Raw genomic sequence first — 26,039 nt, forward strand, 5'->3', positions numbered from 1 at the left:
GCCCCGGCCATAATTGTTAGTTCGATACCCCATGAGTCACGCCTCCGGGTATTGCCAGAAAGTCGGGGGCTTCAGCCATACCTTTGCGCGATAACAGCACTAATCTGTCCTGCGGGGTCGAGACAATTTCATCCCCGTTATCCAGTACGCTGCCCACCAGCGCGAGCCCTTTCTCGAAGTGTGTAGCTTTCTGGCCAGCGCTTGAAACAATCCGTGCAGATGAACCATCGGTATAAGTGACTGCATCACCCTCCACTGCGATTTTGACCATTTGACCGTTGCCTAGATCCATAACCCTGGCGCTATCAACAGCGGTTACGACACCACCTCGCGCAGTCAGGCTTCCCTCGACCGCAACACGCCAGATTGCTGTTACCGGGTGTTGGCGATCCCTTTCAGCGTTCTGCTCAATAATTTGTCGAGCATCCACATCCATTGCGGCCAGATCAGCGTCAGAGAAAGGGGATTTGTCAAAGTCGGCCAGCATTTGTTGAGTTGCTTCATTTGTAAACTGCTTCATCGTTATTACTCCTTATAAAATGTACGGATAAATTCCGAATTGTATACGAAGTAAGCACGAGTAAATTCTGAAAATGAACTGAGGAATCATATGGTTGCAATTTGTTATGTGCAGTTACCCACTTCTGGACAAGTGATAAGAAAAACCTGAAGAGTGATAGCGGAAAATAACTTTCGGAAAAGGAGGTGCGAAAATTCCTGGCTCCTGTCTATAATACTGTATGGATATACAGCACCACGAAGAGCAGAGCATTATGAAACTTATCCCAGTGACACAACAATCACCAGGCCAATTCCCGTTGTTCGTTGAGCCTGTCAGCGCAGGTTTCCCTTCAGTCGCTTCCGATTATGTTGATGAATTTATTGATCTAAATACTCACCTCATCAAACATCCATCTGCAACCTACTTCTTACGAGTAACAGGTTCATCGATGGTAGAGGCACGTATTCACGAAGGCGATCTGGTCATCGTGGATAGCTCACTTGAGGCGAAAGAGGGGGATATTGTGATTGCGACCGTTGATGGTGATTTCACCATTAAGCGGTTGCAGCTAAGCCCGGCTCCCGCGCTACTGCCAATGAATAGCCGGATGTCACCGATCTATCTGAAAGAAGGCGAAGAACTGGCCATTTTTGGCGTGGTGACCTTCATCGTGTACAAGGCCTTGTGATGTTCTGCCTGGTGGATTGCAACTCATTTTACGCCTCCTGCGAGAGAGTCTTTCGGCCCGATCTGGTGAACAAGCCAATTGTATGCCTTTCGAACAATGATGGCATGGTCGTGGCACGTTCAGCGGAAGCTAAAAAATTAGGTATCCAGAATGGTGACGTGTACTTCCAGAAGAAAGCATTCTTTGAAGCTAACGGTGTACATGTTTTCAGTTCTAACTATGCCTTGTACGCGGAGATCTCCCGTAGGGTGTGTGAGACATTATTTAAATTCTCCAGTAATACTGAGGTCTACAGTATTGATGAAGTTTTCCTTTCGTTTGAAGGAATGCAGAAAAATTATAATTTTGATGACTATGGAAGAGAAATAAAGAAAACCGTATTAAAGAGCACCCATATACCCGTGGGGGTGGGCATATCGACAACTAAAACTTTGGCAAAACTAGCAAATAAAGCTGCAAAAACATGGACTAAAACAGGCGGAGTGGTTGATCTCAGCAGTCCAGAAAGACAACGTAAATTATTGCCATATATTGACGTAAGCGATGTCTGGGGGGTGGGCCGGAGATATGCCACCAGACTGAACAGCATGGGCATCAGGACTGCTCTCGATCTGGCCAATGCGCCAACATCGCTTATCCGTAACACATTTGGAGTCGTACTGGAGCGAACGCAGCGCGAATTGAATGGCGAGTCCTGCATAGCCCTGGAAGAGGTGAGGAAGGTTAAGCAGCAGATCATCAGCTCGCGTTCATTCGGCCAGAAAATAGAGCACTACGAAGCAATGCACCAGGCGGTGTGTGAGTATGCCGAACGTGCAGGCGAGAAGCTGCGCGAAGAGAAGCAATACTGTCGCTGCATAACGGTTTTTATTGGCACAAGTTACTATTCGAAAACGGCCCCTTACAGTGGCCAGCAGACAGTCAAGCTGGAAAACCCCACCGCCGATACCCGGGAAATCATTGCGGCTGCGGTCGCAGGGCTCCGGCATATCTGGCAGGAGGGATACCGATACCATAAAGCCGGAGTGATGCTATCTGACTTTTATGATAGCGCCACCAGCCAGCTCGATTTGTTTGGTGAGAACCGACTCTTTGCCAATGGTGAAGCGTTGATGGGCGTGATGGATAGAATTAACCGGTCAGGTCGGGGGAAATTATGGTTTGCGGGCCAGGGCATCGACAAAGACTGGACGATGCGGCGGGAGTTATTGTCACCATCCTATCTCACTAACATTAATGAAATCCCTCGCGTCAGGATTGGCTAATCAGCAGTGAAAACTTCATTCGTCATCGATAAAATTCGTCTGTAAACAAAACGAACTTGATATACTCGGTTTCGCTTGTTATGAGTATGTATGTACATACAGTCCTCCGTGCAGCGGAGGGAGTTTAGAGCCCTTTTTCGGGGATAGAAATGAATATCTCAACAACTTTCCAGACGCTGGAGAGCGAGATCACACAACTTCGTGGAGTGCTGGGTTCCCGGCTTCCGCTCAAGGCGAGTGTCTGCGTCCTGCCAGCCGTTGCTGATGGCGAAGAAGATATGGCCATCGAACACATCATGCCTGAGCTGAAACAGGGACACGATGCTGTCCATGCTGCCTGCGCGGCATACGCTGACCTGCATATCAGGGATGGCTATTCGCAGAAGTCCGCTCGGCGCACTACCGGCGTATTATGGTACGACAATACAGATGCGGAATTCTCTCAGCTGGTTACCCGTTTGGTGACATCCATCAACCAGCATAAAGAGAGCATTCAACGCCACATCATCGAAAACTACGGTGGTGATCGCCGACCGGAATACATGCGCTTCAACGCGCTGCATAGCGCCTGCCCTGGTGTCATGACCCTGCATCTCTATCGGCAGCTGCGTATGTTTGATAATGCTAACGTCAATCTGGTCAGTTTCGGCTGGAGGCAAAAGACGCTTTTTAGCAGGGTTAACAAAATCGAGTTGCTCCAGAAGATGGGCAAGGACATCGAGGAAGATGAAGATAAATCAGTCAGACTCAACTCGTTGATTAAGGCTATTGCGCGTGTACCGGAAGAAAAGCTTCGCTTACGCCGTCCGGTTAAAGTGCATCCAGCTGCAAACATCGCGATGGCTGATCCTGAACACCCCGACCAGATACTGCGTCTTTCTGCCGCTTCATCTATGCCGTTCATTATCATTCAGGATGAGCACGTGAAAATTCGGCCATTGCCAGAGTTCGTGGCCAATGAAGTAAAGCCGAGGAGTAACCGCCTCAAGACAGATGTGATCGGTATATTCCACGGCGAAAGTATCGAAATGATTCTCTGACCACACCGGCCAAAGGACTGGCCGTATTCCCCCCTCATAATTTCGTCACTCGCCGTCCATGCCATACCCTGAAACTAATATTGAAAATTCATTATGTTCAGCAAGGAATGTGGCGTGAAATACTTTGAATGTGCGCTCAGGTTCAGAATCGCCCCAGGTGACGTGTATGGGATCCACCAGCAACTGGATAAGGTAGTCCAGGAACGTTCTGGGTCGCGACTCCCATACACCTTCTACTCTCGCAAACAAAGTGCCTCCGACACCCAGGTTGTTCTGAGAACGGCTGTTGCACTCGGGCTCCCTGGCGAAGTCATGAAGGAAATCATGTTTGTGTCTGGCCAGAAAATTCGAATCTGCGGCTCGCTGGCCACTATTCGACGCGAGGAAGCTGGAGGCCGGAAAAGAGAGATTTGTCCACCTGCCCATGAACTCCCGGATTATATCCACTATCACCTGGAACGGGCCGGAGTGATCTGTGGACGGTTACGTATCGTTCGAAGCACCAAGTTCCATATTATTAAGCCCGGGAGCGTTGGCCGTACATCCCACAAGATCATTGTACCGATGAGCCAGTACGATGCTGAATGCGTGATTGAAGATGTCGGCGCACTTGAACAGGCATACGCTTTCGGGATCGGCAGAAAGCGGATATTCGGCTTTGGCTATATGAACAGCATCGAAGTGCTTTCCTGAACAGGCCATTAAGCATAGTTATTATCTGAATTTCAAACCGACTCGCAAACTTACGGCATTAACACTTCTGATACACCCTTTAAATGCTGTAAACTGTTGTAGCCCTTACTAAATCGTAAGAGTGGGGATTTGCAGCCCCGACTAATGACACGCCGTTCATGTACTTGAACGGTTCGCACTCGCTCGCCTGTTTTTTGTCAATGGTGGGTCGGGGCGTGGGAGCCTTACGGCTCGCCAGTCGTCATTAGCTGGTACTGCAAACCATGTTCCGATTCACCACCAAAGGAAATGGAGATGGAAAAACAGGACTGGCATAAGGCAGACATCATAGCTGCGCTACATAAGAAAGGTTTGTCACTTGCCTCACTGAGTAGGGCTAACGGTCTTTCAAGCAGCACTCTGGCAAATGCACTGACACGTGACTGGCCTAGAGGCGAGATCATCATCGCTAATGCAATTGGTGAAGAACCTCAAGAAATATGGCCAACCCGATATTTTGATAAGGCAGGAATGCCGATCAAGAGAATCATAAGAAAACCGGTTTAAATGAAAAAGGCTGGCATTTTTGCTGGCCTTATATACCTCCTGGCTCTGCTACTGAAACCACTAACACCGATCAAATGGTCATCAGCGAAATACCCCGTTCATTTCTATTGACCTCTTTACCTCCATGTAATCAAATTGATGGAATAATAACGGTTACGAGAGACAAACTGATGACGGTGTTATCTGCCCCTGAAATGCGCTTTGGAACCAAACAGGATGTTCCCTTTATCATAGCGGTGATTCGCGACGGTATGCGGGATGGGTATTTTAACTTTGATGATGATGACGGACTGTCTCAGTTCGAAAGTCAGATCTCAGAAGCCATTGCCAGGCGGGAACGGGGAGAGAATTGCGCCGATTTCTTGTTTGTCTTTGATGCTCAACATAATGGCGCAGCGATAGGTTTTGCCCTACTGACGGGCAAAAATGGTGCAAATGGACTTGCTTCACATCTGGAAATCAGGATGTTTGGTGTTACCAGGAGTCAAAGACAAAAAGGATTTGGGCGCTCCATGTTGCAAAGTATTCTGGATGCTACTCCCGGCCATAAAGTGGAGGCATCCTGTCTTCCTGCATCAGTTGTCATGGCCAGGATGCTGACTAATGCGGGTTTTCACGTCAAAGAGATAAGCCCGTTTGGAAAGCGTACTTTCAGACGCTAATGTAAAATTCAGATAAAAAAACCGGCTGACGAATTCAGTCGGTTTAGTAATCCTGCAAAAGGATGCTGGACAGCGACGGACGACTTCAGAGCTGTGGCAATGGCCCCTGGTTATCTTCAGTCGCAGCCTGGTCTTTATCCGGGGTGGCCGTTGCAGTCCGCGAGGCATCAAATGAGACCGTTGGGTCGCTGAGAGTCAGGATGCCAGTGTCTTCAACTTCTCGCGTTGTCAGCGTAAGCTCAGATTTACTGTCATCACACTTATTCGTTTTCTCCGCCAGTGCCTTGCACCAGATATAACGACCTCTCTGGGCATCAGAGACTGAAGGCTCTCCATATTTCTCGATCGCCGACTTCAGTAAGAGATCAGGGTTGCTGAATGAAAAGCGGATTTTGTAAGCCACCGGCTCAATGGGGTCAACTGCCGTATCGGGGATAAAATAGACCACCGTCTCCTGGTGAGCATCTCCCCAGAAAATACTATTCAATGAGTTGTTACTGTAGCGCTTTTGAATTTCTTCACCAGCAGACTGGCCAAGTTTGTCAGTGATAGCAGTGATCGCTTCAGAAGCTGTCATCCGCAGGCTTACCGGCCCTATAGAAAAAGACATAACATCAAAGCTATTCAGGGGGGTAATGGTGCTTTCTGGAGCGGTAGATGAATCGGGTACGTCATCACTGTACAGACTGTCATCCCCCGGAGAAGGCGTTACAGGTGCTGAATTTTGGATGTCAGGTGTGTAGCTGGGATCGGGAGCGTATAGGCCCATTGTATCATTCTGTACAGCAGAATATACCGAAGCGGTCGGCAGGACGGTAAGGAGCGCAAGGGCGCAGTATCCAAGGTATCTGGTCATATTCACCTCGTCAGTAGCAGTTGTCCTACTGTAACAGCGCGAGGTTTGAGAACATCATGGAAATGGGGTCAAAGCGGGGCGAAAAACAAGCCTGATTCACATGGCTTACGTAGCAGCATGGAGATCTCCTGAAGTCGGAGAAAATGAGTCAGATAACGCGAATATCGAAAATGGAACGAAGTACTTAATTACCTAACAGGAGGTACATGTTAACCTGACGAACATTGCTTACTGCCTATTTGTAGATTCAGGCTACAGGGAGAATCCAAGTGCCAAACTGCATACCCCTTAATCCGGTATTACCTAAAAACTTCGACGATACACCTAATGAAAAGCGCTCAAAGTCTCAGCTTGATGCCTGGTGGGATCATCCATATGGCATTACTTGCCCGGACGGGAAAATCACTGTTCGATGCCTGAATGGAGGAGCTTGGGATCGTTCGACAGTGCTGGGAGTAGCGGACAATTACGAAGAAGCCTGCGAGCTCGCAGAGCGCGAGCAATCAGCATGGGTCAAACGCCGTGCGGAGCCAATATTCTACTATAGCGGTGAAGCTCCATTCAGAGCGATAAGGGATGCACAACGTCCTGATCAGGAGCAGACCTTTGTCGCGTCTTTTGACACGCAAGATGAGCTAATCAGCTGGCTTAATAGTCAGAAAACCAGTTAATACCAAGTCTGGAAGTCTGCTTCTCAACAAACTTCCACATTTGATTATCAAGCTCCCCATAATTTGGGTTCAGTATAAACATTCCATTACGTTCTATTCCCCTCATTACATTCATCTATCCGTAAATTTCGTTAGCCAGCACATCGGGGTGATACTGATGTCAGGTAAACAAAACGGATGCAAAAATGCAGACATGTTCGGAAGTCCTGGCGGTTGAAATATTCAATCAAGTTGGACGTGAGGCAGCTATTGCTCAATATAACTTAATTTGTGAAATAGCCCAGCGACGTTACGAAGACAGCCTGGCCAAATATGGTTCCGTGCCAGCTGGTTTCACCGCGCTCAATTTCCTCCATCCGGCAGAACTTCAGGAGCGTTACATCCTGGGGTTGGGAATTCAGCTTTGTATCGATGAGCAGCATGAAGCCAGGGAACGGGTTTTAGCTCGCTGCCTGGCAAGAAAAAGGGCCGCATAAACAGGTGATAAAACAACTCAGCTATAGCTGAACACGCACTAATTGGCTATGTTAACAAAACGAACAAGGTGGCGATTATGTACAGTGAATCTATCGATCGTGCTATCAGTATCCTCAAGGACGCGGGCGAAAAAATCGGTATGGAACTGGGTAGTAATGTGACATCTCAGGAATCAGAACTGCTTGAGGATGCGCTGGTGGGCCTGACTAAAGTTAAAGGGCAACTCTGCGGTAATCACTCCTTAACTGATGTAAAAGCGGACGTCGTGCCTTTTAGTCTCAGTTCGACGAAGAACGTCGATAGCCCGCATTAATTAACAACCACCAACTGGACGGAAGGGATATGACTGAAGACAACGCCGGTAGTGTTTCTGGAAAAGCACAGAACGCCCCAAAAGCAAATGCCCACCTGGACAGGCTCTTTGATTTCATTGTGACAGAAATCAAAGAGCAGGGTGCAGCACCGTCTTACGAGCAGATCTGTTCTTCTCTGGGGTATTCAAAAGGGCTCGTTTCCCGGCGTATCCGGCAGTTGCATGACCAGGGACGAATCATTATCGATGGTGAAAGAAAGTCTATGACGCTGCGCGTAGCGAAAGGACAAGGTCATGATGACATTGCCGAACTCCCGGACATGACCAGTGACAGGAAAGCAATCATCACGTATGTCAAAAAATACATGAACAGAAATGGTGGCCGTGGGCCATCAGTTCACGCAATAGGGAAAGCGCTCGGCTTCTCGAATAACAAGGCGCGTAGACATGTGGACTATCTCGACGAAGTAGAGAGGGTACGTTACAGCCCTCATCTTAATGAAGTAATCGTTATCAATCAGGGTGATTACGTTAAAATTACCCAGGACAACGATGAACCACCGAGCCCGGCAGAAGGTTAGCCATGATTCGCATATGGAGAGAAGTTGTAAACGTAAAGGTTCAGGACGGGAGCCGTAACGGACGAATCTGGTTTCTTGAACTTTCGTGTGGCCATCATGCTGTCAGACGTATACCTCGATTACGTCTGCATAATCTGACGCAATTCGAACGACTTGAGCCACCAGCTAAATGTCACTGTGTATTGTGTGAAATAGATGCTATTGCAGGACAAAAATAGCAATAAACACAACATAAAAGCCCTCAATTTGTCCCCATTGTTTTTAGCCTGACAGCATTGGTACTGATAGCCTAATCATATTTAAACGCATAACCCTATGGTGGACATATGAAAAAAGCTGTTTTTGGCCTTTTAGCACTATTGCCCTTCATAACCAGCGCAGAATCGATCGATCCGAACGATTTCTATGCTCAGCAGCCTTCTCAAAACTACCAACAACCTGCTGCCAGCGAGCAACAGGACGATGCTGACAATTCCAGTGACCAGACAGCTGCGATCGTATTGAACCTGGAAAGTTACAAACCGCTGGGGAATTTTGTAGTCCCCCAGGGAGTAGAACGCCCATTCATTGGTCTTATTAACAGCAAAATTTTCATACTGTCTGAGCAACCAGATAAACGCTTGGCTGGCCTATGGATAGGTCGTAGTCAGGATGGTCGTGAAGCACTTTGTGGTTACCTGAACAACAGTATGCAGGTCAGAAAATGTTATTACATCTTATATCGGGTAATGACTCCAACTTACTGATAGTGTTTTATGTTCAGATAATGCCCGATGACCTTGTCATGCAGCTCCACCGATTTTGAGAACGACAGCGACTTCCGTCCCAGCCGTGCCAGGTGCTGCCTCAGATTCAGGTTATGCCGCTCAATTCGCTGCGTATATCGCTTGCTGATTACGTGCAGCTTTCCCTTCAGGCGGGATTCATACAGCGGCCAGCCATCCGTCATCCATATCACCACGTCAAAGGGTGACAGCAGGCTCATAAGACGCCCCAGCGTCGCCATAGTGCGTTCACCGAATACGTGCGCCACAACCGTCCTCCGTATCCTGTCATACGCGTAAAACAGCCAGCGCTGACGTGATTTAGCACCGACGTAGCCCCACTGTTCGTCCATTTCAGCGCAGACAATCACATCACTGCCCGGCTGTATGCGCGAGGTTACCGACTGCGGCCTGAGTTTTTTAAGTGACGTAAAATCGTGTTGAGGCCAACGCCCATAATGCGGGCGGTTGCCCGGCATCCAACGCCATTCATGGCCATATCAATGATTTTCTGGTGCGTACCGGGTTGAGAAGCGGTGTAAGTGAACTGCAGTTGCCATGTTTTACGGCAGTGAGAGCAGAGATAGCGCTGATGTCCGGCAGTGCTTTTGCCGTTACGCACCACCCCGTCAGTAGCTGAACAGGAGGGACAGCTGATAGAAACAGAAGCCACTGGAGCACCTCAAAAACACCATCATACACTAAATCAGTAAGTTGGCAGCATCACCAACTTTGAGTATAAGGAAAACTACATCACGAAAATGCCTCACCGGTTTAACCGCCTGTGGTTCAGCTGCTGTAAATGGGTTGCTCCTGTGCCCACTTCTGGGATTCAGTCACTGATTACGGCCTGGAACAAAATGCTCGGGTCATCCCGGTAGGAGTAATGATGAAATGTGCGTACCTACGAAAGTTTCTGATCATTGCTTTCATAACCGGCATTAGCGGATGCCAGAGTCTCGGAATAGGGTTAAGCCTGGATGAGCGCTACCAGAAGGCTTATCAGAAAGTACTGGCTGACCCTAATGACGATAACATTAAGACTTTCATGAAACTCAGCCAGGAAAAAGGCGAAAGAGACATGCAAGAGGCAAATTCGAAAGCCGCAGCCGACACTCGTGAAAGCGATAAGGGGTTTACTGAGTATTTTAAATCATATGGCAACGATGGATTTAAGCGGGCCAGACAATAAGAAAGAGGTCATATGTCATTACAGCAATCGCATGAAAATCTGGAGTTCCTGAAGGGGGCGGTCTGGTGCGCCGCAAAACTCGTTCAGGAAATTGGCGATTCAAAAGGTGCAGCTATTCTTATCACAAACTTGCCGGTTGGAATTTTCCCTCAATGTAGCGAAAGGGATTTATTTGTTCTGAGGCAATATGTCAGGAAAGATCTGCCACTTGGTATTGATGCCGAATATAGCGATATCAGGCCGGTCTTAATTGATTATCTGGGAGAGCCAGTAGACCTTCCTGAGTGTGAACTGGATAATTATGAACCGGCTCCTGGTGAAATGCTCCGCTGGGGAGTAACTGGAGATCTCAGTTCCGGGACACGATGTGTGCTGGTGGATAATCTTGCTTATCTCGCTGAAGCAATTGGTATCAGCAACGCACTAAGGCAACAGGCCGCAGAGTCAATCCAGCGCACCCTGTGATTAGTGAGTCGCCCCGAATTTCGTAAGCAGCATAAATGCCCTTAATCTTTATCCTACATATTTCAGGTTGTTGGGGTTTACCATGTACAAAGACCATTTTCCACAAGCGTGTCCTTCATCGATAAAAGAGGGCCAGTCATGCTGGCGGGTATTTATTGATATGGACGTAGACAACCCGTCGAAAATAAAAACCAGCGTCGAATTAATAGAAGTTGGCGTAAAAACAATTCGAATGAAAAAGAATGCGGCAGAAGGCAGTGAAAAAACTGTTTTTCTTGTGGATAAAATCCCTGGAATCACATTTATCAAAATTCGGCCTAGCGACAAAAAGCCAAGCGTCTGGAATACAAGCATCAGCAGTTTCTATAAACATGACGTGGAAATCGGGAAAACATTCCCCGTTGGTATCAGAACGACTAAAAGCGCTGCGTTTCGTACAGCAACAAAAAAAGTTGAACAGAGTATGCAAGAATACACTGATACTATAGCTAAGCTTGAAAACGACTATGTTAAGAATGAGACGGAGATTGCTGAGTACAAAAATGAACTCGCTGCTTACCAAACAATACTCCAAACCCTAAAACGTATGGCAAAAAGGCATCTCAAGCAATAATACATTTCGTCTCTTTTCAGGTAAACAAAATGGAAACACAATGTATTTTCATTGCAGGTTTCAAAAATTGTTTCACTCTGGGCCATACATGTTTAGTATGGGGACATAACAAAGAGAACGCTGGCGAGTACGCTGGCATAAAGATCACCTTTCCCGGCCTGGCCGGGATTTTTTTTGTCTGATGTGCCGTCCTTCTCACCACAAACTTAATATCCTGACTATTTTTATGGATGTGCAGTGCAATTATTTAACGAATTACCATTCGTCACCAGACCGGACAGGCTGATAATAATGTCATCCGATACAGAGCTGGGGAGGGTGTATGACTAATCGTGGCTATAGCAAAGTAATTATCGAAGGTACTGTAGGCCGTGAGCCTGAAATCCGACAACACCCTACCCACGGCATCTACGCAAAGATTTATGTAACAACATCTGAGTCCTCAATGGAGGATAAATCTGGTCTGGAGAAAATTACGGAAGAACACTATCAGATCATTTTGCTTGGTCAATTTGCTGATGTGGCCCGCAATCATCTTCATGTCGGGACAGGAGTGTACCTGGAGGCCCAATTGCGTACCCGCCTAATCAAGGAGGATGGTAAAGAACGCTTCTTTATGGACGTACTTGTCAACCCCGTGAAGGGGCATGTTCTTCGCAAAGTCAATGTAGGCGGTAATAAACTGGTGAGTCGTCACCTCCAGCAGAACCGTGGGCAGGATCACCGGCAGAATACCAGTTATAGCCGCAGGCCACAAAACACGAACGCGAGGCCAGCAACACCACGCAACTCGCCCCCAACAATGGAAAATTATTATTTGGGAAATCAGGATGAAGTTCCAGGAAGCACTGGTGCTTATGGAACTGAGATAGCCTTTTAATGATTAGCAGCATATCTGTTTTAATTTGTATCATAACTAATGGGGAATTATTGCCGTGAATGAATTCAATAACGCACTCCAGACGATACTGGAAAATGGGTCTATGTCATATGGCCAGGCTGCTATTTATGCCGGTGGTGCAATTTGCGTTGCGGCCCTTTTTTCGGCGATACTCAGAAGTGGACTACTGGTAATTTTGGGAATTGTCTCAGGCTTTTATCTGTTCAGTCTCAACACTCCAGACAGTACACTGGCGTATACTGCTGCTGCCTCAGACCGTCTCATCGAGCAGGTTAAAGCTGTCGGTGGATGCGCCACTAGACACATTGAGGATGCGCAAACTCTGGGTATCATCATAAAAAATGGCGATGTTATCGAGATAGCAAAGCAGTGCGGTATTATAAAATAATAACCGTAGCATATTATGATTGATGAATGCCTGAATGGTAATCTGCTCGCGGATTACCATTATTTTTTGAGATGTCTTATAGAACTTATCTAAAATTACATACGACTGTCATGACAGTATAAGGTCTTTATGAAAAACGTCGTCAAAACTTTACTACCCTCAGTGAACACTGGTGATCAAGACGAAAGCGTAAAATCGGATACGCTGACTGGCACTACTAAACCCTGCGACCACGGACTGGTTCATAATCATCTTTTAGGGCAGGAGGCCTGTTACTATGCCAAACACTAACGACTCGCTGACAGGACTCAACGTCGAGCTCGTTGGTGCATCGAAACAAGAGTTTACTCTCCTCACTGAAAACCATCTGATGCGCCGCATCATAGTGGCTTTATCTGAGTTAATGCGTAACGCGGAAGGCGTGATGATTGATTCTCATGTTTACCCGTGGGATCAAGTTCTCCCTGCTGCGATGGACATTCCATCATCCAACGCTTCTGATGAAGAGATACAGAACTGGATGATCAGTGCCTGTAAGGAGTGGCAGTGCGAATACAATCGCCGGGTTCAGTCGTTTACCGCATCAGAAGTAAAAAGCAAAAGCGACACCGAGAACGATAACCTATTCCTGCTGAATATCACCAACCTAGCCCATATGCTGATTGACCGGTTACTGCCGTTTGTCAGTATCGAGGAGATTAATCATGAGGATCCAGATTTACTCCCCCAAGTTATTGATATCGTGAATTATATGGTTGGTGTTATAAATGGTACAACCAGCACACAACAAGTCAGACAAGAATTGTTTACTGCCGGTGCTGATGACGCAGTATTTGCACTCAAACTAAAGCACAAAGAGCTAACCAGCCGGGGTGAAGATGCTGGATGGCTTGAAGAGGCAATGAAGATAATCGAAGAAAACAAACGCCAATCCATCGACTTTATGCAGCGCAGCTAATCGTTCCCATAATAAAAGGGTAATGCTATGAGTAAACATCTGTACTGTATTAAGGGTGTTTTAAAACCCAGGAAATTTTCTGTAAGTCTGATAAGAAATAAACTTAGCTCATTTGGTTTAAGGGGAAGTACTCTTCGTAGCGAAACCGCTCGCATTCTTGCCGGGCCAATAGATGGTATTAAGGGTACGTATCCCTTCGGCTGGTCAGAAGAACATTTTGACCGCAGGATGAAACGCATATTCATTCGCGCCGGTAATGCTTCCAGACTTTCTGATAATCGTCCATTTGCATTAAAACGACGCAGCGCTTTAACTATCAGTAAAAAGTATCTTTCTGTGTAACCACCAGCAGACGAGTTTTACTCGTCTGCCTGGCCCCATGCCTCTAATCTTCGCACCCGAAATGAAGTTGCCTGGAGTTCTCCTGATGAAGTTAACTCAAATGAAACTGTAAGATCGTTTTTGTTCCGGTACTTCCATACATAGCCATTTTGCTGCAATGTTTTGAGTGACTTACGTAGGTTGGGCTCAGCTACATCCTGGCTGTCTGGAACAGAGTTAATAAACCCCAGCAACCTGGTGAATGGCACTATCGCAGTGCCTTTTTCTTTGCACAAAAGAAGAAGTACCAACGCATCCTTCTGAATACGGGAAAAGCGCTCCAGGCGATGTTCAGTACCATCTCCCTGCATATTGGCATTGTTCATAATCAACCTAATCATATGGGATATGATTAAGGTTAAAAAACACCCCCCGTTTTGTCACCCTTTTTTTTTCTTACTCACCACTTAAAGCAGTAAGCTCAGTTCGATAAATCTGAATTAAATAAGGCGAGGTTATATGAAAACGAAATTATTGCTGGCGCTAATTGCGGGATCGACTTTCTGCATCAATATTGCTGAAGCCAATATTCCTCTTAGAGCAGATGGAAGTCCGGCAGCGGGGCAGACACCAACTCAGTTCATTCAGCTTAAAAATGAATGTCCTGAATGCGTCATGGTCGCAACTGATGTAGTAAAGATGCGTAGCGATAGCTGTAAACAGCAGGCATCCATCGATTCTACAATCCTACAGGATCCTGTTTACGCATATCTCAACAGTATCCGTCTGGTAGTTGCCGGGAATGGTGGTTATGCAAGTCCAATCTATACATCCGCCCGTCAGGTCGTAGCGTCAAACATCAATTGCAGTGATGCAAACGACTGGGTAGCGAGAAGTAAAACGGTAATGGATAACACCTTCAAAACGCCGTAAACAATCCCTGAATATTTCGTTGCAGTAATGCTATCCCGTAGTATGACGTTAAAGGCGGAGCTTTGAATCGGGAAAAAATAACTACTGCACTTAGAGGTATTTATATGGGTCGTCACTTTACTGGTCTGATTGATAGTTCGCAGCAAAATTTTACAATGCCAATCCGTCCGTATGGACGGAGCCGCATGGCTGCAAAATTAAAAGGAATCTCCCGATTGAAAAAATCTGAAAAGCATGACGATGAATATCCTGATGAACTCTGGAAATTTATGAGTCCTTCAGAGAAAGCTAAATTTCTGGTCGCGGATGTATTTTCACGCAGTAGTAAAGACTCTTCCGCCATTCAACCGGGAGAACATAAGCAAAAGGAGCATGATAATGAGCACTGATAATTTACTAGCAGAACTCACTTCAAAAACAGGCCTGACAGAAACGGAACTTAATCGGCAGGCATTGATTATCGGTTTGATGGCATTGTGCCACCCGGATGCTATTGCCGGTGATTTGGTGAGCGCGGCACTTACGGGGTCATACTCAGATAGTACTGATAAACTACTTACCCGTGGTGATAACGCATCAGACAGTGTGTTGATGTCCATGCGTATCTTACTTCACCGGTTGAGTAAGTATGAAGGGTCTGATGGCAAAGTAGGTCAGATCAATAAAATGATGCACCGACTCGGCTACTTTAAGGCATCCGATGTGTTACGCGAGGCTCAATAAAGAGGCTCAATTTATGTTCACCATGACGAATTTCGCGTCCAATATTCTTGACATGGTTTTTCTATCAGAAATGGAAGGGGAACTCATTTATATAAAAGCGCTTAGCGGCGTTACTGGTTACGTTCCTCAGATCCATCTTTTCCGCCTCCAGCTTATCGCATTTGATATAGGTTGGTACTACGAGTACAGATTGAATTCAGGCAACCTCATTATAAAGGAAATTGTTGAGGCCATCACATCTCTTGGATGTGCTTTAAATGAATACCAATGGCAGTTCGCGTTTGAATTAGGTTATCGCCGTCACCACAAATAAACTTCATTTTTTCATAATTTGCTATTCGTCACTTGATTGACCGGGGGTACGATTAATTTAACACGGATAATTATGGGAGACAGTAAAATGACAGACGCATCTACAATAGACGCAGTTCAACCAAAGGCAAGACGCTTATCATTTAAAGAGCTTCCAGGGTTTGATATTTCTGCTGAAGCACTTCTCAAAATTATCGAAATGCCGTGTATGGTTATTCGCCGGTCTCCTGCAATGAAAGTACTGGAGATGATCACGCTGCGGTTACGTGGGGATTGTCTTTCTGCCCTTGGCATTGACTTAAACTCTGCCCAAATTACCAGTAAAGGGACGGTATCGGGGGGCAATGGTGATATGGACGTATCAGTACCTGCAACACAACTCTTTTCTTTAATCCGCAACATGCGCGGCGAAGATGAAATTAACGTCCGCTTCCATGCGGCAAAAAACCATCTTGTCATTCGCACCGACAAAAACTCCTATAACATCCCGGTTTGCTTAGACCATATACCCGAAATTCAGGCTGAGACGCTGGAACATAATTACAGCGTTTACTTTCCAACGCAGATGCTGAGTCAGATTATCAAGCGTGTCAGCCACGCTGCGGCTCAGAACGATGTCCGCTTTTATATGAATGGGGTCTACCTCGGTATCGATAATGGCCAATTTATTGCTGTAGCCACTGATGGACATCGTATGGCCGTCAGTTCTCATGATATCGACTTCAGCGATGACGTGGGCGATGAGATTCAATCTCCGACAGCTCCTACCTCTATCAGTAACACGAATGCAGGTGTGATTTTACCCAACGGGGTTTTCCCCGTGCTCCATAAAATCCTGAGCGGTAGCCAGGGTCAATTCAAAATTGACTACAGCAACCGTAACCTGACATTTACGCTCGGAAGCCATACAGTCATTTCAAATCTTGTCGATGGCCGTTACCCGGACTGGAAGCGCGTGGCCAGCACGGTAGCCAAAAATACTGAACTGTTTAAGGTTGATCCTTCTGAACTCACCACCGCACTAAAACGCGCAACCCCATTGCTTAAAGAGGGCTCGCCAAACAACACCAGTGTTTGTGTGATGTCATTCAAAGACAACGCCCTACAGCTTAAGTCGCCCGGCTCAAATGCAATCAGTTGCAAAGAGGTGATGGACATTGCGAAAGAGGCAGGCGAGCCCGAAACAATTGTTGATATCGGTATGAATGCCGATTACCTCCTGGAATCACTGGCAAGCCTGGGGGCGTGTTCGGAAGAAGGAGAAGCCGCACAGATTGCTTTGCGTGATACAACGACCGGCATATTGATTTCAGTAAACAAAAACAATTACGACATCATCATGCCTGTCCGTGTCTGACAAAACGCTCTCGTTTTGTCGGCCTTTTCGAAATAGCCAATTTCATGGGCGTGATAACGTTAAAACAAGCTTCCTGACGGGATGGCTATATGCCATCTCGCTCCCATTGGTCGCGATCACTGCGTCCTAATATTCTGGAGCCAGAATGAAATGAAAAGCGTTCTGAAGTGGGTAGGAGCCAAACACAACATTATGGCAAGTCTTAAGCATGTACTACCGAAAGGTGGTCGGCTTATTGAGCCCTTTGGCGGTTCAGGCGCTGTAATGATGAATACGAATTACCCAGAATACATTTTGGCCGATATTAATAGCGACCTGATCGATACATACCAGAGTATTTTTAAGTCGCCTGAAAAGGTACTTTCTGAGCTTAAACGCCTTTACTGTCTCGGGCGTTCTGAGGACGCCTATTATGAGCTGCGAAGCCAGTTCAATAATCATGATAGTGCAAGTGACACTCAAGCTGCTCTGTTTATCTATCTGAATAGGTTTGGCCATCGCGGACTATGCCGATACAACCGGAAAGGCATCTTTAACGTCCCCTGGGGTTATTACGCCAACCCCTATCTCCCAGAGACAGAGTTATACGCAATGGCTGAGAAAATGTCCTCAGCAACTTTACTTTGCGCCAGCTTCCAGACCACGCTATCAATGGCCCGCCCGGGTGATGTGGTGTATTGCGACCCACCATATGTTAATCCCGGCAGATTCACGGCTTACCATGCCAGCGGTTTTACACCCGCTATGCAGATTGAGCTTACCAAACTGCTCCAGTTGCTGCCTGAACGCGGGGTTCATGTCATCGCATCATGCCACGATGCGCCTGATATTCGTGAGCTTTATCAAGCCTTCGCTATTCATGGTGTGACTGCCCGGAGAAGCATATTTAAAGGCAGCGGGGATGGGAAAAAAGCTTCAGAAATCTTCGCGGTCAAATTAGCGGATAACTCGAAAAAGGGAGCTGCGGCATGAAACGCTTCCATTGTTCTGAAAAGCTGCATAACCCAGAGACTGAGAAATTTTGTCAGGATATCGCCGAACAATATCGGACAGCACCTGATATTGCCGTGGCGCAGTTTAAACAAGTGCTGAGCTCTAAGCCTCTAACTTACTGGGAGTGTGTCGTGATCCGCGAGCGTGTCTCTGACCTTATTAAAATTAATCAAGCAACAGCTGAGGGCCACGATGAGCCAATTTAAACCCAAAAGCCTTGTAGTCTACCGCATCCAAAAAGCTCTGGAATTAGACAAGCTGGATGAACAGTTAAGTGAGTTGAAATACACTCCCTGCGGGCCTAATGATATGGCACGGTCAGGATGGATCCCGCCATTGGGTGAAGATGTCGAGCTGTTAAAGCATGAGTCGAATAATCTCATTCTTCTGACTGTTAAGCACGAATCGAAAATACTTCCTCCCGCGACCATCAAAGAAATTGTGCGAACCCGGGTTCAGAAACTGGAGAAAGAGCAAAACCGCAGGCTAAAGAAAATGGAGATCCAGGCCGTCAACGATGCCGTGCTCGCTGAGCTCATACCAAAGGCTTTCAGCAAATACAGCACTACAAACATTTGGGTGGATACTAAATCACGTCTACTGCTTGTTGAGACCACCAGCCATAAAAAAGCAGATGATGTAACAGCTTTGCTACGTAAAACTATTGGCTCACTTCCAATTATCCCATTCACGCTGGAAACGCCGGTAGAACTGACGTTAACAGAGTGGGTCAAAACAGGAAGTCTGCCGCCTGGCCTAGCTTTATGCGACGAAGCCACGCTCAAAGATGTGCTCGAAAACGGGGGGGTCGTTACAACAAAACGCCAGGATTTGATATGTGATGAGATCGCTCATCACATCGAGGCCGGAAAGCTTGTGACAAAGGTTGCACTGGGCTGGATGAACCAGATGTTTTTCATCCTGAATGACAATTTCATCTTTTCACGACTGACCTTTACGGAAGAACTTATTGAACAGAACGATGACATTTCGCCAGAAGATCACGCCCAAAGATTTGATGCCGATTTCGTTTTGTTTACCTCTGTTGTTATGGAGGTTCTGGACACAATGATAAAAGCCCTCGGGGGTGAAAGCCCAGGACTCATCACAACGCCGTCAGACGAACAACAAGGTGTCGCGGCAGAAGCCAAACAACCAGAAAAAACCTTCCATTAAAGGGCTGAGAGATGATTACAGCTACAGAACTCCAAGAGTTATCACGCCAGGTTGAAAATGCTAACATTGCCCGAGCCCTGGCAGTTAAAGAGTTGGTTAAAGAGACAAGAGATCGTCAGTTTTCATTGTGGGCGCTATTTATTGGTCTCTTCAGAGAGACACCGGCGCGAAAAAAGCTGAACGAATGTGAATTGCATCTTAACCTGCTGCTGCCAAAATGCAGGAGCATCTTTCTTCAATACGTAGTTATGTCCTCGTTGGAAGAAATTTCGAAATCACCAGATTGTGAGATTTATCAGCATCTAGTCAACTGCTGGAAAGAAGCTCAGATAAAATATAACGAGTCAGGCAGACGACTCAAACTTGCAGAAAATGCCCGTGAACTATTAAAAACAGCAAAGGATGAATGTAATAGTGCTTCCACAACTGAATTTCTGGATATGGTTACTACCAGTAAAGCAATATCCATACTTTCAGCAATAGACACATCCTCTGCGAGTAGTTCGTTAAAGAGAGCTATGGGTGCGCTTAAGCGATTAGCAGATGAAATGCCTGCCCGGCAATCACCTATTGATTCAAATTTACCAGATGACACGCTTGATCTGTTTGTCGATCTGACTATAAATCCTGTTATCGATATTCTCTCCTGGTTAAATATTGAAAAGCTGGATAATGCCGAAGTGCAGTGCAGCAAAGCCTTAAAGAAACTTCAGACGTTATTAGGACAACTGGGTGCTGAGCATGATTTGAGAACTAAGGATTATCAATCTCAATTAGATACGCTTAAGAGAATTGAACAACCATACATCAAAAAGGTGATGCGGCATATACCCGAAAATATGAAGTTCAAGGAGCCTGAGTATCTCCAGACTATAGGAATGAACCCATGACTCTAAAATATATAATCGCTCTCGCAATATTTCTGACATTTGTGTGCTTTGCAGCTTTCATACTTATCTACGCGAGTCGAACAAAACGAGAACAACAACAAACTCAGCAACCTTTGGACGAGCATGATCAGCAGGCAGATATTAATGCCGATGCCGACGAGAACGCCGCACTTGATGGGTTGAGCGAGTACTTCATCAAAAAAAATTCGATATTGCCAAAAGTCCTGATGGATCTTTATGTGCGCTTGAGTGCGGTGTTCAATGGTCAGTACATTATCGCACCCCAGGTGCTTGCCCGGGACTTAGTAGAGCTGGAGCTCGAAGATGAACCGGTTGCCCCGGTTGACGTACTTCAGGCGCAACAGTACGCAGATGAATTCGTGTTCGATTTTGTTCTCTCCGATGCGCATACCGGGGAACTAGTGCTAGCAATGATCAATGAAGATGCTATCAGCGCTCAGCCTGAAGGAGAGTTCATTATTGCCCTTTTTAAAAGAACTCACATTCCTGTCTTTCGCTATGAAACGTTGTCAGGCTTGGACGATAACGCCCTGGCAGTCAACATCGCTGAATCAATAGACGATGGCCGATTCTCTTAGTTCCACAAGGAATTTATTATGTCTCTGTCAAAAAAACAAAGAATAGTACTGAGGGCTAAATTTGGTGGTCGATGTGCATATTGTGGCGAGGTACTGAAAGAAAAAGGTTGGCACGCTGATCACGTAGAACCTGTGCTAAGGAAATCCGTCCAGGATATGCAAGCTGCGGCCAGAGGGAAATTTAAGCTTAAGGCTACCGGTGAAGTGTTTAATGAAAGTGCCAACTGCTTAGAAAATCTTTTCCCAGCCTGTGCGCCCTGCAATCTGCTCAAAACAACATATTCACTGGAAATGTTCCGCAAACAAATAAGTTTACAGGTTGAAAGGGCACGGAAGAGTAGTATGAATTTCAGAACGGCAGAAAGATTCGGCCAGATAAGCATTGTAGAGAAACCCATTGTTTTCTGGTTTGAACAGTATTCAGAGAAAAATGGTGCTATCAAATAAACGACTAATTTAACATTATCATGGCGCGTATCGCGCACTGCTTCGTCAAATATTCAGCCGTGATAATATTGTTTAGTAGGCCCATTACGGAGCGTATATGACTAATCATACAAACTGGACTGGAGACCTGACCGAAGGCGCAACTATATTTGTAGCCACACCAGATGGCCAGCTCAGCAAATGTAGAGTCGAGTCCGTTCGAGACCGACATTTCTCGGTCGAGGGTATTGAACGTGAATTCGATAAGTTGAATGCCTGCTCAGTTGATGGGTTACTACACTCTTACCCCGACGATTTCGAGTCGAGGGAGTTATTTGGTCTGTGCCAGCAAAAAAACAGGCTCAAGTCTCTGCAAATTGATTCATTATCGTTACAGCAAGTCCAGTACATGCTGGCTGGCCTGGAACTTGCCAGGAAGAGATATGGATACCAGTACCGAGGCAGCAAAGCCGTAGATACCAATCAGAAGGGTAGACTGGCCATGAGCATTGATGATTCGCTTCACCCAATTCAGATCGCTTATATACTGGCAGGTTTAAAATTATCTCTCCTTCAAACAGAGGTGAACCATGACTGCTAACCAACGTAAACGTCCTTCGCGTAACAATCGAGCTGTCCAGTTAACGTCCGAGCAGCTGGTAGAAGCGAAGACGCTTGACCTGAAAGCCCACCATTCGTTTAAAAACCTTATGGGTCTTGCTGCAATCAGTGTCGTGGTGTTTGTCTGTCTTGGCTCCTTGATCCATAAACAACGCTCAGTAATGAACGAATGGGACCTGGGTGAAGTGATCAGAGGCGTTGATTTGAAAGCCGGAACCCTCGCAAAAAACAACTTTTTCATCACCAACAAAGGGCAGTTTGAAGCAAGTGGCGTTACAGTGTCACTTACGGGTACAAAACTGAAATTACAGCAGCATCAGGACGGAAAATATTACGTTTGTAATTCTGCAACAGGTGATTGTGTTCTGGTATCCGATGTACAAGCTGAAAAAATTCGTGACCAGCTGTAGCGAGGGGAAAATATCGGTTACTGTCACCGGTAACCGAAGGAACCTTCGTATATGTCACGACAAGAAGCCGCAACGCAGTTATTTATGTCTGCACCACCAGCAAGTATTGATGTCGTTATTGAGCAGCTGGAAAGGGACGCTCAAGCAGCCGGTATCGATATCCATACAATCTCTGTAATGGCCAGCCTGTTACGTGATCGAATAGAAGCATACAGTGACGTGCTTAAAATCGAGCCTGAGCGGGTGATACACGCACTTGAGGTACTGCGAGGTACGGAAGTGCCGTGGGCTTTTTACACTCCGTCCAGGCTACCTGAGCTTGAAGATGTTCATTGCTGGGAAACTCCTCACGATTTTGACCAAGACCTAGGTGAACACCAGCTGCGGCGCTATATTTGCCCTAAATGCGAGCATGAATCAACCGACCCAATGCGCTGCACGGCTGGCCATGCTCCTGGAGTTAACCAGTATCCTGAAAGCTGTGATGCCACTATCTGGAATTCGCCCGATTCTTGGGATAGTATTAACCCTATAATAAAATTAATTATCAAATCTACGTTCCTGGCTGACCTGACTGTTCATACAATCTTCTATCCGAAAGGGTTGAAGCTTCCTGAAATTCAGGACGTTGAGTAGTCTGCTTCGGGCTCTGTGATCTGATAGTTATATATACCTCATTTAAGACCCCTTACTGGGGTCTCTTTTTTTGGACTTCCGCCGTGCTATGTACTTCACGGTATCCCCAAATATCCCGGCTTATGTAGTTCGTCGATTTGCTTCGTCACCTGCCATACCTGTCTCATAATTTCTCTATTTGGAGAAATCTGATGAACCTACCGACAGCTGTATTAGGGAAGGTGCGAACAAGTTCCTGATATGAGATCATCATATTCATCCGGAGCGCATCCCAGAGGGACATCATGAGCCATCAACTCACCTTCGCCGATAGTGAATTCAGCACTAAGCGCCGTCAGACCCGAAAAGAGATTTTCCTCTCCCGCATGGAGCAGATTCTGCCATGGCAGAATATGACCGCTGTCATCGAGCCGTTTTATCCCAAGGCGGGCAATGGCCGACGGCCCTATCCGCTGGAGACCATGCTGCGTATTCACTGCATGCAGCATTGGTACAACCTGAGCGACGGTGCCATGGAAGATGCCCTGTACGAAATCGCCTCCATGCGCCTGTTTGCCCGATTATCCCTGGATAGCGCCCTGCCGGATCGCACCACCATCATGAATTTCCGCCACCTGCTCGAGCAGCATCAACTGGCCCGTCAATTGTTCAAGACCATCAATCGCTGGCTGGCCGAAGCAGGCGTCATGATGACCCAAGGCACTTTGGTGGATGCCACCATCATTGAGGCACCCAGCTCTACCAAGAACAAAGAGCAGCAACGCGATCCGGAGATGCATCAGACCAAGAAAGGCAATCAGTGGCACTTTGGCATGAAGGCCCACATTGGTGTCGATGCCAAGAGTGGCCTGACCCACAGCCTAGTCACCACCGCGGCCAACGAGCATGACCTCAATCAGCTGGGTAATCTGCTTCATGGAGAGGAGCAATTTGTCTCAGCCGATGCCGGCTACCAAGGAGCGCCACAGCGCGAGGAGCTGGCCGAGGTGGATGTGGACTGGCTGATCGCCGAGCGTCCCGGCAAGGTAAAAACCTTGAAGCAGCATCCGCGCAAGAACAAAACGGCCATCAACATCGAATACATGAAAGCCAGCATCCGTGCCAGGGTGGAGCACCCGTTTCGCATCATCAAGCGGCAGTTCGGCTTCGTGAAAGCCAGATACAAGGGGCTGCTGAAAAACGATAACCAACTGGCGATGTTATTCACCCTGGCCAACCTGTTTCGGGTGGACCAAATGATACGTCAGTGGGAGAGATCTCAGTAAAAACCGGAAATAACGCCAGAAATGGTGGAAAAAATAGCCTAAATAGGCTGATTCGATGTGTTTGCGGGAAAAAAATCGGCCCAGATCCGCGAAATTTTAATCAGCGAGTCAGCTTGGGAAGAAATGACCTGCTTATTCGCACCTTCCCTAGCAGTAGACCGTACGCATCGGTCACTTCCCATCCTTTAGTAGGTATTTTTTCAATACGTTCGCCGCGCGCACCCGCGCGTAGCCATAGCAACGGCGCAATGCGAACAAAGGCCAAGTTGTGGCTAACCGACTTCTCAGCTTCGTAGGTCAGAGTGAAAAACTCGGCATTTTCCTCAAAACCGTCAGACATTGGGAACTCGTCTGTAAACCTATAATTGACCTTAATCGGTTGTTCATTCGGCGTTTTGCCTGTGATAGCAGCTTGTACACGTGGTTTGGTGATATAATCACAGATCCCCCACTTTTCCCAATCAGGATCTCCAGGCCTTAAGCCCTGTTCGCGCAATTTTTTCTGTTCGTCGGCAGCGACTTCGTTGTTAGTGACGGAGATGCACTGGCGACGACCACCACCTCCGCCGCGACCGTGGCGGCGTCCGCACCCTGTTCGTGGTGATGTTCCTGGTGACAGCCTGCGTGGCGATGCTCTTCACTTTTGCAGCAGCCTGCATGGTGCTCACTGTGGCGGCTTTCGTGGTGATGTCCTTCACCCTTGCAGCAGCCTTCGTGTTGGTGCTCTGTATGTTTACAGCAACCTTCATGATGGTTTTGCATCATCGTCTCCTGATGTTATTTAGATATATCTAATTTATATCTAAAGTTTATCGACTTGCAAGTCTATAAAATAATTTTTGTTTAATTTAATGATTATTAATGGTTTTTATGGATTGCTGATAGCTGTTTAATCTCAAGCTGACTATATCAAAAAAGTGCTTGCAATCTTTTTGATTAGCAATCATTATCATTTAAAAATAAATTTAGATATATCGTATTATCTTCACGAAGGCGAAAAAATGACAAAAAACACCTCACGCTACCCACAGCGCGTGCGTAACGAACTACGTTTTCGCGAATTAACCGTGCTGCGCGTTGAGCGTATCGGCCAGGCGTTCCAGCGGATCGTGCTGGGGGGCGAGGCGCTGGATGGCTTTGTTTCACAAGGTTTTGACGACCACACCAAACTGTTTTTCCCGCAGGCGGGCAGCGTATTTACGCCGCCGGAAGTGACCGACGAAGGCATTAACTGGGGCGAGGGCGTGCGCCCGGCGACCCGCGACTACACGCCGCTGTACGATGCCGAACGCCACGAGCTGGCTTACGATTTTTATATCCACGATGGCGGTATTGCCAGCCGCTGGGCGCTGGAAGCCAACATCGGCGATAAGCTGGTGATCGGCGGGCCGCGCGGCTCGCTGGTGGTGCCGGAAGATTACGCCTGGCAGCTTTATGTCTGTGACGAGTCGGGCATGCCGGCGCTGCGCCGTCGCCTGCTGGGATTACGTCAGCTGCCGGTGACGCCGCAGGTGACGGCCATCGTCACCGTCGCGGATGCTTCGTATAAAGATTATCTGGCGGATCTCGACGGCTTTAATATCGAATGGGTGGTAGGCCACAACCCGGCGTTCGTCGCCGAGCGGCTGGCTCAGGTCAAGGTGCCGTCAGAAGATTATTTTATCTGGCTGACCGGAGAAGGCGGCGTGGTGAAATCGCTGCTGGCGCGCTTTGAGGAGCCGAGTATCGATCAGCAACTGGTGCGTTCGCAGGCGTACTGGCATAGCAAATAATCGGCAGTGTGGTAAACCCGGATGGCGGCG

Annotated in this window: 38 protein-coding genes and 2 pseudogenes; 34 read left to right on the plus strand and 6 right to left on the minus strand. The window is 47.1% G+C overall.

The window, feature by feature from the left end; translation table 11 throughout:
- Positions 1-16: 16 nt before the first annotated feature.
- Positions 17-520, minus strand: a complete 504-nt coding sequence (locus C2U53_RS01820; RefSeq protein WP_007372141.1) for a hypothetical protein — start codon at positions 518-520, stop codon at positions 17-19.
- 253 nt (positions 521-773) lie between these two features.
- On the opposite strand from C2U53_RS01820, the gene umuD reads away from it, so the two are divergent.
- From umuD to C2U53_RS01850, 6 genes are all read left to right on the plus strand, one after another.
- Entirely contained in the window at positions 774-1,190 is a 417-nt protein-coding gene (gene umuD / locus C2U53_RS01825; RefSeq protein ID WP_008786793.1) for a translesion error-prone DNA polymerase V autoproteolytic subunit, read from the plus strand.
- The gene (gene umuC / locus C2U53_RS01830) at positions 1,190-2,455 is read left to right on the plus strand and encodes a translesion error-prone DNA polymerase V subunit UmuC (protein WP_009652912.1); all 1,266 of its coding nucleotides are present in this window, start codon (positions 1,190-1,192) and stop codon (positions 2,453-2,455) included. Before umuD ends, umuC begins: the two co-directional genes overlap by 1 nt.
- Positions 2,456-2,604: 149 nt before the next feature.
- On the plus strand, positions 2,605-3,495 hold the full coding sequence (locus tag C2U53_RS01835; protein WP_007372144.1) for a DNA replication terminus site-binding protein: 891 nt from the start codon (positions 2,605-2,607) through the stop codon (positions 3,493-3,495).
- A 312-nt stretch (positions 3,496-3,807) separates the two neighbouring features.
- The gene (locus C2U53_RS01840; protein ID WP_127649377.1) at positions 3,808-4,188 is read left to right on the plus strand and encodes a type I-E CRISPR-associated protein Cas6/Cse3/CasE; all 381 of its coding nucleotides are present in this window, start codon (positions 3,808-3,810) and stop codon (positions 4,186-4,188) included.
- Between the two features lie 288 nt (positions 4,189-4,476).
- Positions 4,477-4,734, plus strand: a complete 258-nt coding sequence (locus C2U53_RS01845; RefSeq protein ID WP_001333498.1) for a helix-turn-helix transcriptional regulator — start codon at positions 4,477-4,479, stop codon at positions 4,732-4,734.
- A gap of 170 nt (positions 4,735-4,904) precedes the next feature.
- On the plus strand, positions 4,905-5,396 hold the full coding sequence (locus C2U53_RS01850; protein ID WP_000217395.1) for a GNAT family N-acetyltransferase: 492 nt from the start codon (positions 4,905-4,907) through the stop codon (positions 5,394-5,396).
- A gap of 85 nt (positions 5,397-5,481) precedes the next feature.
- Here the strand turns inward: C2U53_RS01850 and C2U53_RS30195 are convergent, their stop codons facing one another.
- Entirely contained in the window at positions 5,482-6,252 is a 771-nt protein-coding gene (locus C2U53_RS30195; protein WP_020996131.1) for a hypothetical protein, read from the minus strand.
- 269 nt (positions 6,253-6,521) lie between these two features.
- On the opposite strand from C2U53_RS30195, the gene C2U53_RS01860 reads away from it, so the two are divergent.
- From C2U53_RS01860 to C2U53_RS01880, 5 genes are all read left to right on the plus strand, one after another.
- The gene (locus C2U53_RS01860) at positions 6,522-6,923 is read left to right on the plus strand and encodes a hypothetical protein (protein WP_008786797.1); all 402 of its coding nucleotides are present in this window, start codon (positions 6,522-6,524) and stop codon (positions 6,921-6,923) included.
- A gap of 185 nt (positions 6,924-7,108) precedes the next feature.
- A complete protein-coding gene (locus tag C2U53_RS01865) occupies positions 7,109-7,399 on the plus strand; it encodes a hypothetical protein (RefSeq protein ID WP_007372147.1) in 291 nt (96 codons plus the stop codon).
- 77 nt (positions 7,400-7,476) lie between these two features.
- On the plus strand, positions 7,477-7,713 hold the full coding sequence (locus C2U53_RS01870) for a hypothetical protein (protein WP_007372148.1): 237 nt from the start codon (positions 7,477-7,479) through the stop codon (positions 7,711-7,713).
- A 29-nt stretch (positions 7,714-7,742) separates the two neighbouring features.
- Entirely contained in the window at positions 7,743-8,294 is a 552-nt protein-coding gene (locus C2U53_RS01875) for a hypothetical protein (RefSeq protein WP_007372149.1), read from the plus strand.
- A 326-nt stretch (positions 8,295-8,620) separates the two neighbouring features.
- Positions 8,621-9,040 (plus strand): hypothetical protein, encoded by a 420-nt coding sequence (locus C2U53_RS01880; RefSeq protein ID WP_104445626.1) that lies wholly within the window; start codon positions 8,621-8,623, stop codon positions 9,038-9,040.
- On the opposite strand, the gene C2U53_RS01885 is transcribed toward C2U53_RS01880, so the two are convergent.
- Positions 9,034-9,731 (minus strand): IS1-like element IS1A family transposase gene (locus tag C2U53_RS01885; protein WP_223195251.1). Its coding sequence is split into 2 segments (ribosomal slippage): positions 9,034-9,482 and positions 9,482-9,731, totalling 699 coding nucleotides; the frame shifts between segments, so codons are not numbered across the junction. The two genes, C2U53_RS01880 and C2U53_RS01885, sit on opposite strands and share 7 nt — an antisense overlap.
- A gap of 213 nt (positions 9,732-9,944) precedes the next feature.
- Here C2U53_RS01885 and C2U53_RS01895 point away from each other — a divergent pair.
- The 7 genes from C2U53_RS01895 to C2U53_RS29785 all read left to right on the plus strand — a co-directional run bounded on the left by C2U53_RS01895 (position 9,945) and on the right by C2U53_RS29785 (position 13,917).
- On the plus strand, positions 9,945-10,250 hold the full coding sequence (locus tag C2U53_RS01895; RefSeq protein ID WP_032941601.1) for a hypothetical protein: 306 nt from the start codon (positions 9,945-9,947) through the stop codon (positions 10,248-10,250).
- 12 nt (positions 10,251-10,262) lie between these two features.
- Positions 10,263-10,715: a hypothetical protein gene (locus tag C2U53_RS01900; protein WP_007372157.1), complete on the plus strand. Its 453-nt coding sequence runs from the start codon at positions 10,263-10,265 to the stop codon at positions 10,713-10,715.
- Positions 10,716-10,797: 82 nt separating this feature from the next.
- Positions 10,798-11,328: a hypothetical protein gene (locus C2U53_RS01905; RefSeq protein WP_007372158.1), complete on the plus strand. Its 531-nt coding sequence runs from the start codon at positions 10,798-10,800 to the stop codon at positions 11,326-11,328.
- Between the two features lie 322 nt (positions 11,329-11,650).
- The gene (ssb, locus tag C2U53_RS01910) at positions 11,651-12,208 is read left to right on the plus strand and encodes a single-stranded DNA-binding protein (protein ID WP_008786804.1); all 558 of its coding nucleotides are present in this window, start codon (positions 11,651-11,653) and stop codon (positions 12,206-12,208) included.
- Positions 12,209-12,263: 55 nt separating this feature from the next.
- A complete protein-coding gene (locus C2U53_RS29780; protein ID WP_154050669.1) occupies positions 12,264-12,617 on the plus strand; it encodes a hypothetical protein in 354 nt (117 codons plus the stop codon).
- A gap of 277 nt (positions 12,618-12,894) precedes the next feature.
- Positions 12,895-13,575 carry a hypothetical protein gene (locus C2U53_RS01920; protein WP_007372161.1) on the plus strand — a complete coding sequence of 227 codons (681 nt, stop codon included), beginning with the start codon at positions 12,895-12,897 and terminating at the stop codon, positions 13,573-13,575.
- 27 nt (positions 13,576-13,602) lie between these two features.
- The gene (locus C2U53_RS29785) at positions 13,603-13,917 is read left to right on the plus strand and encodes a hypothetical protein (protein WP_127649449.1); all 315 of its coding nucleotides are present in this window, start codon (positions 13,603-13,605) and stop codon (positions 13,915-13,917) included.
- Between the two features lie 17 nt (positions 13,918-13,934).
- Here C2U53_RS29785 and C2U53_RS01925 read toward each other — a convergent pair whose 3' ends face one another.
- The gene (locus C2U53_RS01925; protein ID WP_127649446.1) at positions 13,935-14,282 is read right to left on the minus strand and encodes a hypothetical protein; all 348 of its coding nucleotides are present in this window, start codon (positions 14,280-14,282) and stop codon (positions 13,935-13,937) included.
- A gap of 133 nt (positions 14,283-14,415) precedes the next feature.
- Here C2U53_RS01925 and C2U53_RS01930 point away from each other — a divergent pair, with 133 nt between their 5' ends.
- The 15 genes from C2U53_RS01930 to C2U53_RS02000 all read left to right on the plus strand — a co-directional run bounded on the left by C2U53_RS01930 (position 14,416) and on the right by C2U53_RS02000 (position 24,237).
- Positions 14,416-14,829: a hypothetical protein gene (locus C2U53_RS01930; RefSeq protein ID WP_007372162.1), complete on the plus strand. Its 414-nt coding sequence runs from the start codon at positions 14,416-14,418 to the stop codon at positions 14,827-14,829.
- A gap of 62 nt (positions 14,830-14,891) precedes the next feature.
- Complete coding sequence (locus C2U53_RS30200) at positions 14,892-15,218, plus strand: hypothetical protein (protein WP_223227020.1); 327 nt, start codon at positions 14,892-14,894, stop codon at positions 15,216-15,218.
- Entirely contained in the window at positions 15,208-15,552 is a 345-nt protein-coding gene (locus tag C2U53_RS01940; protein ID WP_032951317.1) for a hypothetical protein, read from the plus strand. Before C2U53_RS30200 ends, C2U53_RS01940 begins: the two co-directional genes overlap by 11 nt.
- Positions 15,553-15,565: 13 nt before the next feature.
- Complete coding sequence (locus tag C2U53_RS01945) at positions 15,566-15,865, plus strand: hypothetical protein (RefSeq protein WP_009653866.1); 300 nt, start codon at positions 15,566-15,568, stop codon at positions 15,863-15,865.
- 87 nt (positions 15,866-15,952) lie between these two features.
- Positions 15,953-17,221 (plus strand): DNA polymerase III subunit beta, encoded by a 1,269-nt coding sequence (gene dnaN / locus C2U53_RS01950; RefSeq protein WP_223307982.1) that lies wholly within the window; start codon positions 15,953-15,955, stop codon positions 17,219-17,221.
- A 150-nt stretch (positions 17,222-17,371) separates the two neighbouring features.
- On the plus strand, positions 17,372-18,193 hold the full coding sequence (locus C2U53_RS01955) for a Dam family site-specific DNA-(adenine-N6)-methyltransferase (RefSeq protein WP_007372165.1): 822 nt from the start codon (positions 17,372-17,374) through the stop codon (positions 18,191-18,193).
- Positions 18,190-18,420 (plus strand): hypothetical protein, encoded by a 231-nt coding sequence (locus C2U53_RS01960; RefSeq protein ID WP_007372166.1) that lies wholly within the window; start codon positions 18,190-18,192, stop codon positions 18,418-18,420. The genes C2U53_RS01955 and C2U53_RS01960 overlap by 4 nt, the downstream gene beginning before the upstream one ends.
- Positions 18,407-19,390, plus strand: coding sequence for a recombination-associated protein RdgC (rdgC, locus tag C2U53_RS01965; RefSeq protein WP_007372167.1), 984 nt, complete (start codon positions 18,407-18,409; stop codon positions 19,388-19,390). Before C2U53_RS01960 ends, rdgC begins: the two co-directional genes overlap by 14 nt.
- An 11-nt stretch (positions 19,391-19,401) precedes the next feature.
- Positions 19,402-20,280, plus strand: coding sequence for a hypothetical protein (locus C2U53_RS01970; RefSeq protein WP_009654998.1), 879 nt, complete (start codon positions 19,402-19,404; stop codon positions 20,278-20,280).
- On the plus strand, positions 20,277-20,879 hold the full coding sequence (locus tag C2U53_RS01975) for a hypothetical protein (RefSeq protein WP_223226832.1): 603 nt from the start codon (positions 20,277-20,279) through the stop codon (positions 20,877-20,879). The genes C2U53_RS01970 and C2U53_RS01975 overlap by 4 nt, the downstream gene beginning before the upstream one ends.
- 18 nt (positions 20,880-20,897) lie before the next feature.
- Positions 20,898-21,326, plus strand: coding sequence for an HNH endonuclease (locus tag C2U53_RS01980; RefSeq protein WP_032951321.1), 429 nt, complete (start codon positions 20,898-20,900; stop codon positions 21,324-21,326).
- A gap of 97 nt (positions 21,327-21,423) precedes the next feature.
- On the plus strand, positions 21,424-21,906 hold the full coding sequence (locus C2U53_RS01985; protein ID WP_032951323.1) for a hypothetical protein: 483 nt from the start codon (positions 21,424-21,426) through the stop codon (positions 21,904-21,906).
- Complete coding sequence (locus C2U53_RS01990; RefSeq protein ID WP_223226831.1) at positions 21,896-22,336, plus strand: hypothetical protein; 441 nt, start codon at positions 21,896-21,898, stop codon at positions 22,334-22,336. The genes C2U53_RS01985 and C2U53_RS01990 overlap by 11 nt, the downstream gene beginning before the upstream one ends.
- A gap of 51 nt (positions 22,337-22,387) precedes the next feature.
- Positions 22,388-22,972 (plus strand): hypothetical protein, encoded by a 585-nt coding sequence (locus tag C2U53_RS01995; RefSeq protein ID WP_032951326.1) that lies wholly within the window; start codon positions 22,388-22,390, stop codon positions 22,970-22,972.
- A 284-nt stretch (positions 22,973-23,256) separates the two neighbouring features.
- The gene (locus C2U53_RS02000) at positions 23,257-24,237 is read left to right on the plus strand and encodes an IS5-like element ISKpn26 family transposase (protein ID WP_000019445.1); all 981 of its coding nucleotides are present in this window, start codon (positions 23,257-23,259) and stop codon (positions 24,235-24,237) included.
- Positions 24,238-24,388: 151 nt separating this feature from the next.
- Here the strand turns inward: C2U53_RS02000 and C2U53_RS02010 are convergent.
- Positions 24,389-24,796 (minus strand): annotated as a pseudogene (locus tag C2U53_RS02010) (site-specific DNA-methyltransferase); the annotation flags it as partial.
- A pseudogene (locus C2U53_RS30205) lies at positions 24,782-24,999 on the minus strand (PadR family transcriptional regulator); the annotation flags it as partial. The pseudogenes C2U53_RS02010 and C2U53_RS30205, both read right to left, overlap by 15 nt.
- A gap of 239 nt (positions 25,000-25,238) precedes the next feature.
- Between C2U53_RS30205 and C2U53_RS02020 the strand changes: the two are divergent.
- Entirely contained in the window at positions 25,239-26,009 is a 771-nt protein-coding gene (locus C2U53_RS02020) for a siderophore-interacting protein (protein WP_007372176.1), read from the plus strand.
- Positions 26,010-26,039 lie beyond the last annotated feature (30 nt).

It is taken from the genome of Citrobacter sp. CFNIH10, assembly GCF_002934585.1.
Taxonomy (GTDB): domain Bacteria; phylum Pseudomonadota; class Gammaproteobacteria; order Enterobacterales; family Enterobacteriaceae; genus Citrobacter_A; species Citrobacter_A amalonaticus.

Excerpts from the sequence above, each read along its gene's own strand:
- C2U53_RS01820 (WP_007372141.1), bottom strand. The coding sequence starts at position 520 with ATGAAGCAGTTTACAAATGAAGCAACTCAACAAATGCTGGCCGACTTT.
- umuD (WP_008786793.1), top strand. The coding sequence starts at position 774 with ATGAAACTTATCCCAGTGACACAACAATCACCAGGCCAATTCCCGTTG.
- umuC (WP_009652912.1), top strand. The coding sequence starts at position 1,190 with ATGTTCTGCCTGGTGGATTGCAACTCATTTTACGCCTCCTGCGAGAGA.
- C2U53_RS01835 (WP_007372144.1), top strand. The coding sequence starts at position 2,605 with ATGAATATCTCAACAACTTTCCAGACGCTGGAGAGCGAGATCACACAA.
- C2U53_RS01840 (WP_127649377.1), top strand. The coding sequence starts at position 3,808 with ATGAAGGAAATCATGTTTGTGTCTGGCCAGAAAATTCGAATCTGCGGC.
- C2U53_RS01845 (WP_001333498.1), top strand. The coding sequence starts at position 4,477 with ATGGAGATGGAAAAACAGGACTGGCATAAGGCAGACATCATAGCTGCG.
- C2U53_RS01850 (WP_000217395.1), top strand. The coding sequence starts at position 4,905 with ATGACGGTGTTATCTGCCCCTGAAATGCGCTTTGGAACCAAACAGGAT.
- C2U53_RS30195 (WP_020996131.1), bottom strand. The coding sequence starts at position 6,252 with ATGACCAGATACCTTGGATACTGCGCCCTTGCGCTCCTTACCGTCCTG.
- C2U53_RS01865 (WP_007372147.1), top strand. The coding sequence starts at position 7,109 with ATGCAGACATGTTCGGAAGTCCTGGCGGTTGAAATATTCAATCAAGTT.
- C2U53_RS01870 (WP_007372148.1), top strand. The coding sequence starts at position 7,477 with ATGTACAGTGAATCTATCGATCGTGCTATCAGTATCCTCAAGGACGCG.
- C2U53_RS01875 (WP_007372149.1), top strand. The coding sequence starts at position 7,743 with ATGACTGAAGACAACGCCGGTAGTGTTTCTGGAAAAGCACAGAACGCC.
- C2U53_RS01880 (WP_104445626.1), top strand. The coding sequence starts at position 8,621 with ATGAAAAAAGCTGTTTTTGGCCTTTTAGCACTATTGCCCTTCATAACC.
- C2U53_RS01895 (WP_032941601.1), top strand. The coding sequence starts at position 9,945 with ATGATGAAATGTGCGTACCTACGAAAGTTTCTGATCATTGCTTTCATA.
- C2U53_RS01900 (WP_007372157.1), top strand. The coding sequence starts at position 10,263 with ATGTCATTACAGCAATCGCATGAAAATCTGGAGTTCCTGAAGGGGGCG.
- C2U53_RS01905 (WP_007372158.1), top strand. The coding sequence starts at position 10,798 with ATGTACAAAGACCATTTTCCACAAGCGTGTCCTTCATCGATAAAAGAG.
- ssb (WP_008786804.1), top strand. The coding sequence starts at position 11,651 with ATGACTAATCGTGGCTATAGCAAAGTAATTATCGAAGGTACTGTAGGC.
- C2U53_RS01920 (WP_007372161.1), top strand. The coding sequence starts at position 12,895 with ATGCCAAACACTAACGACTCGCTGACAGGACTCAACGTCGAGCTCGTT.
- C2U53_RS29785 (WP_127649449.1), top strand. The coding sequence starts at position 13,603 with ATGAGTAAACATCTGTACTGTATTAAGGGTGTTTTAAAACCCAGGAAA.
- C2U53_RS01925 (WP_127649446.1), bottom strand. The coding sequence starts at position 14,282 with ATGAACAATGCCAATATGCAGGGAGATGGTACTGAACATCGCCTGGAG.
- C2U53_RS01930 (WP_007372162.1), top strand. The coding sequence starts at position 14,416 with ATGAAAACGAAATTATTGCTGGCGCTAATTGCGGGATCGACTTTCTGC.
- C2U53_RS01940 (WP_032951317.1), top strand. The coding sequence starts at position 15,208 with ATGAGCACTGATAATTTACTAGCAGAACTCACTTCAAAAACAGGCCTG.
- C2U53_RS01945 (WP_009653866.1), top strand. The coding sequence starts at position 15,566 with ATGTTCACCATGACGAATTTCGCGTCCAATATTCTTGACATGGTTTTT.
- dnaN (WP_223307982.1), top strand. The coding sequence starts at position 15,953 with ATGACAGACGCATCTACAATAGACGCAGTTCAACCAAAGGCAAGACGC.
- C2U53_RS01955 (WP_007372165.1), top strand. The coding sequence starts at position 17,372 with ATGAAAAGCGTTCTGAAGTGGGTAGGAGCCAAACACAACATTATGGCA.
- C2U53_RS01960 (WP_007372166.1), top strand. The coding sequence starts at position 18,190 with ATGAAACGCTTCCATTGTTCTGAAAAGCTGCATAACCCAGAGACTGAG.
- rdgC (WP_007372167.1), top strand. The coding sequence starts at position 18,407 with ATGAGCCAATTTAAACCCAAAAGCCTTGTAGTCTACCGCATCCAAAAA.
- C2U53_RS01970 (WP_009654998.1), top strand. The coding sequence starts at position 19,402 with ATGATTACAGCTACAGAACTCCAAGAGTTATCACGCCAGGTTGAAAAT.
- C2U53_RS01975 (WP_223226832.1), top strand. The coding sequence starts at position 20,277 with ATGACTCTAAAATATATAATCGCTCTCGCAATATTTCTGACATTTGTG.
- C2U53_RS01980 (WP_032951321.1), top strand. The coding sequence starts at position 20,898 with ATGTCTCTGTCAAAAAAACAAAGAATAGTACTGAGGGCTAAATTTGGT.
- C2U53_RS01985 (WP_032951323.1), top strand. The coding sequence starts at position 21,424 with ATGACTAATCATACAAACTGGACTGGAGACCTGACCGAAGGCGCAACT.
- C2U53_RS01990 (WP_223226831.1), top strand. The coding sequence starts at position 21,896 with ATGACTGCTAACCAACGTAAACGTCCTTCGCGTAACAATCGAGCTGTC.
- C2U53_RS01995 (WP_032951326.1), top strand. The coding sequence starts at position 22,388 with ATGTCACGACAAGAAGCCGCAACGCAGTTATTTATGTCTGCACCACCA.
- C2U53_RS02000 (WP_000019445.1), top strand. The coding sequence starts at position 23,257 with ATGAGCCATCAACTCACCTTCGCCGATAGTGAATTCAGCACTAAGCGC.
- C2U53_RS02020 (WP_007372176.1), top strand. The coding sequence starts at position 25,239 with ATGACAAAAAACACCTCACGCTACCCACAGCGCGTGCGTAACGAACTA.